Origin of the sequence: Streptomyces sp. SID1328 (assembly GCF_009865595.1) — a bacterium.
GTDB classification, from domain to species: domain Bacteria; phylum Actinomycetota; class Actinomycetes; order Streptomycetales; family Streptomycetaceae; genus Streptomyces; species Streptomyces griseoluteus.
The window spans coordinates 1-10,606 of record NZ_WWKH01000935.1 but is presented as its reverse complement, the minus strand read 5'-3'; the positions used below and the strand labels follow the sequence as shown (position 1 = coordinate 10,606).

Below are 10,606 nucleotides of genomic sequence, written 5' to 3'. Positions count from 1 at the left end.
GCCGGTGTCAGGCTGTGACGGATCTCGGACGGGGTGAGGGCGGCGGGGGTGGGGAGGGGGTTGAGGTAGCGGGTGTAGATGAGGCCGCCGAGGATCGTCACTACGGCCATGGCGCGGGCGGTCGCGTCCCGGCCGCCGAGAAATTCAACAAGCCGGGCCAGCAGCTCGCGTTCCAGGTATTCGCGGATCACCTCGGCGGCTTCGTCGCCCTGGAGGGTGAGCTGCTGGAAGTCGGCGTCCTCCCACAGGTCGGTCACCGCGTCGATCAGGCGGTCGGGGAGGGTGGCCGGATCGCCGCCGAGGACCTCGTCCCTCGCCAGCGCATTGGCGCACTGGAACTGCATCACGTCCGCGAACAGGCCCTTTTTCGAGCCGAAGTGGTACACGATCAGCGCCGGGTCGACTCCGACGGCCCCCGCCACCGCGCGCAGGGTGGTGCTCCGGTAGCCGTGCTCCAGGAACAGCGAACGGGCCGCCGAGACGATCGACTCACGGGTCGGCGGGTTGCCGCGGGGGCGGCCTCGGGTGCGGGCGGGGGCAGGGACGGCGTTATTCATCAGCATTGAGCCTGCGTTGAGTGAGCAGCACAGTCAAGGGCGTTCCCGCTACCACACGAAGGGATGACCCGACACCGTGCGTATCGCAGTCTTCGGCGCCAACGGACCGACCGGCCGCCGCCTCATCGAACAGGCCCCGGCCGCCGGCCACGAGGTCGTCGCCGTGACCCGCAGACCCGGCTCCCTGTCCGCGCGGCCCGGCCTCGCCGTGGCCGTCGCCGACGCCACCGACCCGGCGGCTGTCGAAGCCGCGATCGACGGCACGGACGCCGTCCTCTCCGCGCTGGGCGCGCGCTTCAGCAAGGGGACCATTACCACGTACTCCGCGAGCGCCACCGTCATCACCGGAGCCATGGCCCGCCACGGCATCAAGCGGCTGCTCGCCGTCAGCTCCAGCATCGCCGACCCGAACTGGCGCCCTACCGGCGCGCACTTCTTCAACCATGTGCTCGACCCGCTGGTGAACCGACGTCTCGGCCGTACCCTCCACGAGGACATGCGCCGTATGGAGGCCGTGATCCGTCAGACGGGCCTCGACTGGACCTTCGTCCGGCCTTCGGGCCTGTTCGAGCACCCCGTCGTCACGGACTACCACACTGCCGAGACCAGCGCCGACGGCGTCTTCACCGCCCGTGCCGACCTCGCCGCGAGCATGCTGCGCGAAATGACGGAGCGGCGGTACGTCCGTACCGCCATGGGCGTCATCACCACGGCCGTGAAGCCGAACATCGCCAAGCTGATCTGGAACGAGGGCGTGAAGAGGAAGTGAGCCGCCCCACCTTCCAACTTTCGTCCGTCGCATGAGCGTTCCTCACTCTCCCGCACACGGCCACCCTCACCACCCTCCGTCCCGACGGCACTCCGCACGTCACCCCCGTCCGCTTCACCTTCGACGCGGCCGCCGGCCTGGTCCGGGTGACCACCCGGGCGGGGGCCCGCAAGGCCCGGAACGTGAAGGCGGCCGGGCCGGCGGCCCGTGGAGCGCTCTGTCAGGCGGACGGCTTCCGCTGGATCACACTCGAAGGCCGGGCCGCCGTCACCCATGCCCCCGCTCACCTGGCCGAGGCGGTCCGCCGCTATACCGTCCGCTACCGCGCGGACCCGCCCACCCCGCTGGACCTGGTCGTCGCCGAGATCGCCGTCGACCGCGTCCTGAACCTCAACCTCTGAATCCCCGGTATCGAAAGCGGAGTGACACCGCCATGCCCACCCTCCCCGTCCTCGATTCCACCCTCTACTACCGCGAGTCCGGCGACCCCGACGGGCTGCCCTTCGTCTTCCTTCACGGCAACCCCACCTCCTCCCACCTGTGGCGGAACGTCCTGCCTGGGGTGGCCGCGCCCGGCCGCCGCCTTCTGGCCCCCGACCTCATCGGCATGGGTGACTCCGGCAAGCCCGACCTCGCCTACTCCTTCGACGACCACGCCCGCTACCTCGACGCGTGGTTCGACGCCCTCGGCCTTACCGACACCGTCCTCGTCGGCCATGACTGGGGCGGCGCGCTCGCTTTCGACCGCGCCGCCCGCCTCCCGGGCACCGTCCGCGGCCTCGCCTTCACGGAGACCATCATCAAGCCGCTGGTCGGCGACGAATTCCCGGAAGCCGGGCGGAAGTTGTTCGCTCTCCTACGCACCCCGGGGGTAGGCGAGGAGATGATCCTGGAGAAGTCGCTGTTCATCGAGGGGCTCCCGGACACACTCGCCACCCCGCTCGACCCTGCCGACCTGGAGGTCTACCGCCACCCCTTCCCGACCCCGCACAGCCGCCGCCCGGTACTGGCGTGGACGCGCATGATGCCGCTGGACGCCGAGCCCGCCGACGTCGTGGCCCGCATCGAGCGGTACGACGCCTGGTTGGCCGCCAGCCTCGAAGTCCCCAAACTGCTCGCCGCGTTCGAGCCGGGACCGGGCTCGATGACCGACCAGGGGACCGTGGCCTGGTGCGAGGAGAACATCGCGTGCCTGGAGGTCTCCCGCCACGGCCTGGCCGGCCACCACTCCCCGGAGGACCGCCCCGAGGAGCTGGCCTCGGCGATCAACGACTGGGCCGACCGTCACGGGCTGGCACGCCCGTAGGCGTCCTCGATCACGGCGGTGCCGATCCGTGCCGGCGTCGCCCTCCACCGGCTCGAAGCCTCCACGCAGCGCACCTTGACCGGGTCAAGGTGCGCCACAGCCCCTTCAATATGCACGTGTTCCCAAGCGGTCCCCAAGAATGATCAAGGGGCCGCTTCAAATTTCCTCTGAAACGACCCCTCACCTGCGACTTCGTAAAGTCGGGACGACAGGATTTGAACCTGCGACCCCTTGACCCCCAGTCAAGTGCGCTACCAAGCTGCGCCACGTCCCGAGGTGATCCGGCGGAGTGTTCCGCGTGATCACGCAGGTCAACCCTACCGCACCCGCGCCGGTGCCCGTCACTTGATGAGGGCGTTGGCGATGACGACGACGAAGCCGAGGAGGGCGTCGGCGAGGCCGATGAGGAGGGCGGAGGCCCATCGGCGGGAGGCCCGGCGGGCGGTGAGGACCCCGAGGGTGAAGAGGAGGGCGATGTTGAGGTAGAGGGCGGGGTACTCGACGTCACCGGGCGGCCACCACCCCCACCCCGCCCCGGCCAGCAGGAACACGGTCGGCAGGACGGCCGCGACGAGCGGCCACTCGTCGCGGAGGGCGCGCAGCACCTCGCCCCGGCGCCGGGGGCCGCGGTCGGCGATGTGGTGGGCGTAGCCGTGGGCGAAGGCGGAGGCGAACGCGGTGACCAGCACCCACAGCGCGTCGTAGCGCCGGCTGGCCGCCGAGCTGTGCCCGTGCTGGGTGAGCGCGGCGACCAGGGAGCTGGCCAGGACTGCGCCGTACACCCCGCCGAACAGGACGGACTCGCGGGTGTCGCGCCGCGGCCGGGGTGTGCCGGTCTCCGCCGTCAGGTCAGCAGCCATGACTCCCACGATCACCCGCTCCCCGCGCCCCCGCACGCCGGTATGCACCGGTCGGGGCCGCGCACCAGGGTTGACACCCGGTATTTGTCCGCACAAAGGTGGGCCCGGCAGATGTGGATCTGGTCCCGAGAAGGGCTGTCATCGTGGATGCGCTGGGTGTCGCCGTCGTCGGTTTCGGCTGGATGGGCCGGGTGCACACCCGGGCGTACGCCCGCCTCCCGCACCACTACCCCCGGCTCCCCCTGCGCCCCGAGCTGGTGACGGTCGCCGAGGAGGTGCCGGGTCTGGCGGAGGAGGCGGCCGCGCAGTACGGCTTCGCCACCGCCACCCGCGACTGGCGCGAGGTCGCCGCCGACCCCCGCGTGCGCGCCGTCAGCATCACGGCGCCCAACTTCCTGCACCGCGAGATCGGCGTCGCCATGGCGGAGGCGGGCAAGCACCTCTGGATCGAGAAGCCGGTCGGGCTGAGCGGCGCGGACGCCCGCGCGGTCGCGGACGCGGTCGCCGCGGCTGGTGTCCAGGCCGCGGTCGGCTTCAACTACCGCAACGCGCCCGCCGTCGAGTCCGCCCGCGAGCTGATCGCCTCCGGCGGGCTCGGCCGGATCACCCACGCCCGCGTCCGGCTGCTCAGCGACTACGCCGCACACCCCGACTCCGCCCTGACCTGGCGGTACGAGCGGAGTCGGGGCGGCAGCGGGGTGCTGGGCGACCTGGCCTCGCACGGCGCCGACCTCGCGTACTTCCTGCTCGGGGACATCGCGTCGCTGGCCGCCGACACGGCGGTGTTCGTCCCGGAGCGCTCGCGGCCCACCGGCGCGACCGCCGGGCACACCCTCGCGGCGGGCGGCGAGCTCGGCCCGGTGGAGAACGAGGACTACGTGAGCTGTCTGCTGCGCTTCGCCTCGGGCGCCCGTGGCGTACTGGAGGCGTGCCGGGTGTCGGTCGGCGAGCAGAACAACTACGGCTTCGAGGTGCACGGCACCGCGGGCGCGGTGTCCTGGGACTTCCGCCGTATGAACGAACTCCGCGTCAGCCGGGGCGGCTTGTACCAGGACCAGCCCGTGAGCACGGTGTACGTCGGCCCGGGCGACGGCGAGTTCGCCGCGTTCCAGCCCGGCGCGGCCAACGCGATGGGGTACGACGACCTCAAGGTCATCGAGGCGTACCGCTTCCTCCGCTCGGTCGCGGAGGGCAAGCCGTACGGCGCCACGCTCGCGGACGCGGTGCGTGCGGCCGGTGTGCTGGACGCGATGGAGGTGTCGGCCGGGAGCCGGGGGTGGGTCGACCTGCCGGTGAGCTGAAGCGCGGCCCCTGTCCCAGCACACACGAGGAGCACTTGAGCACATGCGTATCGGAATTCTCGGCCTCGGCCGCATCGGCGCCTTCCACGCCGAGACCCTGTCCGCGCTGGACGCCGTCACCTCCCTGGTCGTCGCCGACCCGGTCGCGGACGCGGCGAAGGCGGCCGCCGAACGGTACGGGGCCCAGGTCGCGGACTCCCCCGAGGCCCTGCTCGCGGCCGGGGTGGACGGCCTGGTGATCGCGGCCGCCACCGACGCCCACCCGGCGCTGATCCGGGCCGGGGTCGCCGCGGGGGTGCCGGTGTTCTGCGAGAAGCCGGTGGCCCGCACCATCGCGGAGGGCATGGCGGTGCTGGACTCCGTGCGGGAGAGCGGGGTGCCGGTCCAGATCGGCTTCAACCGCCGTTTCGACGCCGGCTTCATGGCCGCCCGCGCCGCCGTCCGCTCCGGCGAGCTGGGCAAACTGCACACGGTGCGCTCCACCACGCTGGACCCGGCGCCACCGCCCGCCGCGTACGTCGCCGCGTCCGGTGGCATCTTCCGCGACTGCTCCGTGCACGATTTCGACATGATCCGCTGGGTGACCGGCCGCGAGGTGACCGAGGTGTACGCGGTCGGCGGCAACCGGGGGGCCGCGTACATCGGGGAGGCGGGCGACGCCGACACCACCAGCGCGGTCCTCACGCTGGACGACGGCACGATCGCGGTGGTCTCCAACTCCCGCCACAACGCGCGGGGTCACGATGTGCGCATGGAGCTTCTCGGGTTCGCGGACTCCCTGGCGGTGGGGCTGGACGACCGGCTGCCGATCCGCTCGGCGGAGCCCGGCGTCACCTTCCCCTCCGGCACCCCGCACGACTTCTTCATGGACCGCTTCACCGACGCCTACCGCGCCGAACTCACCGCCTTCACCGAGGTGGTGGCCGGTACACGGCCCTCCCCGTGCACGGTCGGGGAGGCGCTGGAGGCGGGCTGGATCGCGGAGGCGTGCACGCTTTCCCTCCGCGAGCACCGGCCGGTGACCCTGACGGAGGCCCGAACAGGCTGAGGGTCCAGGCGGGCCATGACCGAGCCCGCCGCGGCGCCCCCCACGCTCCGCGAGGTCGTGGCGGAGGCGGTACGGGACCGCGCGCGGAGCCTGATCGGCAACGGTCCCGTGCAGCGGCAGAGTTGAAGCCTCAGCGGTCGACGGGCGGTATCCGGTCCAGCCCGGATTCGCGCATAATCCGCGTCACGGTCTCCGCGAGGGCACTGCTCGCGTCGATGACGGTCTCGAGTCCGCCGGGGAGCAGGTCCCCTTCCCGGTACCAGTCGCGCAGGTGGTCGTCGGTGACCCGGGACAGACAGGCCGCGTCGCTCTTCGTCGCGTGCCGGGCGACGGTCTCGGTGAGCGGCACGTCCAGGTAGTAGCAGCGGGAGACGCCCCGGTGCTCGCGTACGAGGTCCGTCAGCATCGCGGCGTAGCGGTCGGCGTAGAGGATGCCCTCGACGACCGTGTGGAACCCGGCGTCCAGCGCGTAGCGGGCCGTCAGGCCGATCAGGCCGATGTTGGCGGCGCCGGGGCGGTCGTGCTCGCGCAGTACGTCGCGGCGGAGGTTGTCCTGGCCGACGACGGCGAGGTTGCGGCCGAAGCGTTCGCGGAGTCCGGCCGCGATCGAGGACTTGCCCGAGGCGCTGTTGCCCCGGATGACAATCAGCCGGGTTTCTTCGGTGCCGACCGTCATGACGAGGCGTGCGCGCGCTGGGGCGCGGTCATGTCGAGCAGGAGGAGGGCGTCGTGTGCGGGGGTGCCGGGCTCGGCGGTGTAGACGCTGATGCGCTGGCCGGGGGTGGCTTCGACGTGCAGGACCTGGGAGGCGAGGGTGACCGTGCCGACCTGGGGGTGGTGGAAGGTCTTGGTGGCGGGTTTGCGCCGGGTGACCTCGTAGCGCTCCCACAGACCGGCGAACTCCTGGCTCTTGAGGAGGAGTTCGCCGACGAGCCGGGTGAGATCGGGGGCGTCCGGGGCGGTTCCGGCGACGGCACGCAGGCGGGAGACGCAGCCGGCGATCTGCTGCTCCCAGTCGGTGAAGAGGTCGCGGGCCGCGGGGTGCAGGAAGAAGTAGCGGGCGAGGTTGCGCTGCGTGGCGGGCCAGTCGGCGATGCCCGCGTAGAGGGCGAGGCCGCCGGGGTTCCAGGCGAGCAGGTCCATGCTGCGGCTGATGACGTAGGCCGGGTACGGGCGCAGCGATTCGAGCAGCAGCTTGAGGTGCGGGCGTACCGTGCGGCTGGGTGCGGGCGGCGGCTCGGGGGTGTAACGGGCGGCGCGGGCGGCGAGTTCGCGCAGGTGGTGATGCTCCTGGTCGTCCATGCGCAGAGCACGCGCCAGCGAGTCGAGCACGGCGGGGCTGGGCCGGGTCTCCTTGCCGCGTTCCAGGCGTACGTAGTAGTCGATGCTGATGCCGGCGAGCGTGGCCAGCTCCTCGCGGCGCAGGCCGGGGGTGCGGCGGATGCCGGGGCCGACGGTCAGGCCGACGTGCTGGGGGCTGGTCCGGGTACGGCGGGCGCGCAGGAAGCGGCCCAGTTCGGCGCTCTCGCTGTCTGATGCCATTCCCCCAGTCTCCCCCGGCGCGGCGCGTACGAGAGGGGCCCTGTCATTACCCCCGAAGATCCCGCCCTGCCACCCGGACGGCGACCGGGCGAAGGTGGAGCCCCCCTCCCCCAGGAGCACTCATGCGTGCAGCAGTGATGTACGGAGCCGGAGACGTCCGCGTCGAGGACCGGCCCGACCCGAAGATCGCCAAGCCCACCGACGCCGTGGTCCGGACGGTCGCCGCGTGCGTGTGCGGCAGCGACCTGTGGCCGTACGGCTCGATGCCCGTCACCGACACCGGTCGCCCCATGGGCCACGAGTTCCTCGGCGTGGTCGAGGAGACCGGCGCGGAGGTGACCGGACTGAAGGCGGGCGACCTGGTCGTCACCCCCTTCACCTACTGCGACAACACCTGCGGCTACTGCGCCAGGGGCCTGCACATCTCGTGCCGCGACGGCGGCCGGTACGGCTTCGACGGCGTCGACGGCGGCCAGGGCGAAGCGGTCCGCGTCCCCCATACGGACGGCACCCTGGTGAAGCTGCCCGTGGCCGCCGACTCCGCCCTGGTGCCCTCGCTGCTGGCCCTCTCGGACGTGATGACCACCGGACACCACGGCGCGGTCACCGCGGGCGTCGGACGCGGTGACACGGTACTGGTCATCGGGGACGGCGCGGTCGGGCTCTGCGCGGTGATCGCCGCCAGGCGGCTGGGCGCCGAACGGATCGTCCTCGCCGGCCGTCACGGACAACGTACGGACCTGGGTGCGGAGTTCGGCGCCACCGATGTCGTCGCCGAGCGCGGCACGGAGGGTGTCGCCCGCATCCGCGATCTCACCGGCGGAGTCGGCAAGGTGATCGAGGCCGTCGGCACCCGTGAGGCCCTGGACACCGCCCTCGGTACCGTCCTGGACGGCGGCGTGATCAGCCGCCTCGGCGTACCCCAGTACGAGCAAGGGCCCCTCGGGCGTACGGAGTTCCGGCGCAACATCACCCTGACCGGCGGGGCGAGCCCCGCCCGCGCCTACATCGAGCACCTGCTGCCCGACGTCCTGGACGGCACGATCGACCCCGGCCGTGTCTTCGACCGCCGATTCGCCCTGGACCGGGCGCCCGACGCCTACCGGGCCATGGCCGAACGCCGGGTCCTCAAGGCGCTCATCCGCCCATGAGCCGACGTCACGGCAGCTCCGCCACGTCCACCCCCCGCACCTGTGCCAGCTCGTGTTTGAGCGCCGCGAGTTCCGTCCCGCCCGCCATGTGGTTGGTCAGGTCCTCCAGCGTGACGTCCCCCCGCGCCGCGCTGAGTTCGAGCGTGCCGAGGCGCAGGACGCTGAAGTGGTCGCCGACCATGTAGGCGTGGTGGGGGTTGTGGGTGATGAAGATGACGCCGAGACCCCGGTCGCGGGCGGCGGCGATGTACTTGAGGACCACCCCGGACTGCTTGACGCCGAGCGCGGCGGTCGGCTCGTCCAGGATCAGCACCCGGGCGCCGAAGTGGACGGCGCGGGCGATGGCCACGCACTGGCGCTGGCCGCCGGAGAGGGTGCCGATGGGCTGTTCCAGGTCGTCCAGGGCGATGCCCATCTCCCGGAGTTCGCGGTCGGCGGTCTCCTTCATCCGGGCGATGTCCAGTCGGCGCAACGGCCAGGGCCCCTTGGTGAGTTCGGAGCCGAGGAAGAAGTTCCGCCAGACCGGCATCAGCGGGATGGTGGCGAGGTCCTGGTAGACGGCGGCGATGCCCTTGCCGAGGGCGTCGCGCGGGCTGTCGAAGCGCACCGCCTCGCCGTCCACCAGGAATTCGCCCTCGGTGTGCCGGTGCAGACCCGAAATGATTTTGATCAGGGTGGACTTGCCCGCGCCGTTGTCGCCGAGCACACAGGTGACCCGGCCCGCGCGCACGGTCAGGTCGACTCCGTGCAGGGCGCGTACATTGCCGTACGACTTGCCCGCGTCGCGCAACTCCACCAGCGGGGCGGTGCTTTGGTCGGTCATCTCACTCACCTCCGGGTCGCCGTGCGCTGGACCCACAGATTGATCAGGACGGCGCCGAGCAGCATCACGCCGAGGAACGCCTTGAACCAGTCGGGGTTCCAGCCCGCGAAGACGATGCCCTGGTTGACCATGCCGAACATGAAGGCCCCGAAGACGGGCCCGATCGCGGAGCCCGAGCCGCCGGTGAGCAGACAGCCACCGATCACCGCGGCCGCGATGTAGATCAGCTCCTGGCCCACACCCTCGCCGGACTGCACGGTGTTGAAGGCGAACAGGTTGTGCATCCCGACGAACCACGCGCCGAAGCTCACCAGCATGAACAGCGTGATCTTGGTGAAGTCGACCCGGACACCGACCGCGCGGGCGCTCTCCTTGCTGCCGCCGACGGCGAAGATCCAGTTGCCGTACTTGGTGCGCAGCAGCACCCAGGTGGCGAGCGCGGCGAAGGCCAGCCAGTAGAAGACGGTGATCTTCACCTGGACGCCGCCGATGTCGACCGAGGACGCGAAGACCGCCTTGGCCTGCCCGAAGCCGTCCATGTCGCTGATGTCGTCGGTGGCGACATTGCCGGTGACCAGCTTGGTGACCGCGAGGTTGACGCCCTGGAGGATCAGGAAGGTGCCAAGGGTGACCAGGAAGCTGGGCAGCCCGGTGCGCACCACCATCCAGCCGTTGAACGCGCCGACGGTCAGGGAGAGGACCAGGGATACGAGGACGCCGGTCCAGACGTTCACTGTCCATTGGTAGCTGAGCATGCTCGCGGTGAGGGCGGAGGTGATGACGGCGACGCCGGAGGACAGGTCGAACTCCCCGCCGATCATCAGCAGGGCGACCGGCAGCGCCATCAGCCCGATGGTGGAGCACTGGTAGAGCACGGTGGCCATCGAGTCGCCCTGGCGCAGGGTCGGCGCCGCGACGAGGAAGAACACCATGACGGCCAACGCGCCCAGGAAGACGCCCACTTCGGGCCGGGCCACCAGCCGCAGCGCGAGCGGGCGCCCGGCGCCCCGCACCGGGCCGGACACCGGGGGCGGCCCGGAGGCCGGTTCCGTCCGCTGGGCGGTGCTCATCAGCGGGTGCCCTTCGCCGCGAACTCGGCGACCCGGTCCACGTTGGACTTGTCCACGAAGGCCGGGCCGGTGAGCACCGGCTGCTCGCCGCCGCCGCTGTAGTTGCCGTTGTTCTTGTACAGCCACAGCGAGTCGACGGCCAAATAACCCTGGAGGTAGGGCTGCTGGTCGACGGCGAA

11 protein-coding genes, 1 tRNA gene and 2 pseudogenes are annotated in these 10,606 nt (G+C 71.5%); 6 read left to right on the top strand and 8 right to left on the bottom strand.

The window, feature by feature from the left end:
- The coding region (locus GT030_RS30335) for a TetR/AcrR family transcriptional regulator (protein ID WP_161203827.1) at positions 1–557 on the bottom strand (557 nt) is incomplete at its 3' end.
- 76 nt (positions 558–633) lie between these two features.
- On the opposite strand from GT030_RS30335, the gene GT030_RS30330 reads away from it, so the two are divergent.
- The 3 genes and pseudogenes from GT030_RS30330 (at position 634) to GT030_RS30320 (ending at position 2,632) form a co-directional block, all read left to right on the top strand.
- On the top strand, positions 634–1,326 hold the full coding sequence (locus tag GT030_RS30330; RefSeq protein WP_161203826.1) for an NAD(P)H-binding protein: 693 nt from the start codon (positions 634–636) through the stop codon (positions 1,324–1,326).
- Positions 1,323–1,727: pseudogene (locus tag GT030_RS30325) on the top strand (pyridoxamine 5'-phosphate oxidase family protein). Before GT030_RS30330 ends, GT030_RS30325 begins: the two are co-directional and overlap by 4 nt.
- The gene (locus GT030_RS30320; RefSeq protein WP_272920737.1) at positions 1,724–2,632 is read left to right on the top strand and encodes a haloalkane dehalogenase; all 909 of its coding nucleotides are present in this window, start codon (positions 1,724–1,726) and stop codon (positions 2,630–2,632) included. The pseudogene GT030_RS30325 and the gene GT030_RS30320 overlap by 4 nt, the downstream one beginning before the upstream one ends.
- A gap of 200 nt (positions 2,633–2,832) precedes the next feature.
- Here GT030_RS30320 and GT030_RS30315 read toward each other — a convergent pair.
- Together GT030_RS30315 and GT030_RS30310 are read right to left on the bottom strand one after the other, a co-directional pair.
- A tRNA-Pro gene (locus tag GT030_RS30315) sits at positions 2,833–2,906 on the bottom strand.
- Positions 2,907–2,973: 67 nt separating this feature from the next.
- Positions 2,974–3,492, bottom strand: a complete 519-nt coding sequence (locus GT030_RS30310; protein WP_161203824.1) for a hypothetical protein — start codon at positions 3,490–3,492, stop codon at positions 2,974–2,976.
- 140 nt (positions 3,493–3,632) lie between these two features.
- Here GT030_RS30310 and GT030_RS30305 point away from each other — a divergent pair, with 140 nt between their 5' ends.
- Positions 3,633–4,793: a Gfo/Idh/MocA family oxidoreductase gene (locus GT030_RS30305; RefSeq protein WP_161203829.1), complete on the top strand. Its 1,161-nt coding sequence runs from the start codon at positions 3,633–3,635 to the stop codon at positions 4,791–4,793.
- Positions 4,794–4,836: 43 nt separating this feature from the next.
- A complete protein-coding gene (locus GT030_RS30300) occupies positions 4,837–5,841 on the top strand; it encodes a Gfo/Idh/MocA family oxidoreductase (RefSeq protein ID WP_161203823.1) in 1,005 nt (334 codons plus the stop codon).
- Positions 5,842–5,971: 130 nt separating this feature from the next.
- Here the strand turns inward: GT030_RS30300 and GT030_RS30295 are convergent, their stop codons facing one another.
- Complete coding sequence (locus tag GT030_RS30295) at positions 5,972–6,517, bottom strand: AAA family ATPase (RefSeq protein ID WP_161203822.1); 546 nt, start codon at positions 6,515–6,517, stop codon at positions 5,972–5,974.
- Complete coding sequence (locus GT030_RS30290; RefSeq protein ID WP_161203821.1) at positions 6,514–7,383, bottom strand: helix-turn-helix transcriptional regulator; 870 nt, start codon at positions 7,381–7,383, stop codon at positions 6,514–6,516. The genes GT030_RS30295 and GT030_RS30290 overlap by 4 nt, the downstream gene beginning before the upstream one ends.
- 122 nt (positions 7,384–7,505) lie before the next feature.
- On the opposite strand from GT030_RS30290, the gene GT030_RS30285 reads away from it, so the two are divergent.
- Positions 7,506–8,534: an alcohol dehydrogenase catalytic domain-containing protein gene (locus tag GT030_RS30285; RefSeq protein ID WP_202460750.1), complete on the top strand. Its 1,029-nt coding sequence runs from the start codon at positions 7,506–7,508 to the stop codon at positions 8,532–8,534.
- 7 nt (positions 8,535–8,541) lie between these two features.
- On the opposite strand, the gene GT030_RS30280 is transcribed toward GT030_RS30285, so the two are convergent.
- From GT030_RS30280 to GT030_RS30270, 3 genes and pseudogenes are all read right to left on the bottom strand, one after another.
- On the bottom strand, positions 8,542–9,357 hold the full coding sequence (locus tag GT030_RS30280) for an ATP-binding cassette domain-containing protein (RefSeq protein WP_202460749.1): 816 nt from the start codon (positions 9,355–9,357) through the stop codon (positions 8,542–8,544).
- Positions 9,358–9,362: 5 nt separating this feature from the next.
- Positions 9,363–10,427 (bottom strand): ABC transporter permease, encoded by a 1,065-nt coding sequence (locus GT030_RS30275; protein WP_161203819.1) that lies wholly within the window; start codon positions 10,425–10,427, stop codon positions 9,363–9,365.
- A pseudogene (locus tag GT030_RS30270) lies at positions 10,427–10,606 on the bottom strand (sugar ABC transporter substrate-binding protein); the annotation flags it as partial. The pseudogene GT030_RS30270 and the gene GT030_RS30275, both read right to left, overlap by 1 nt.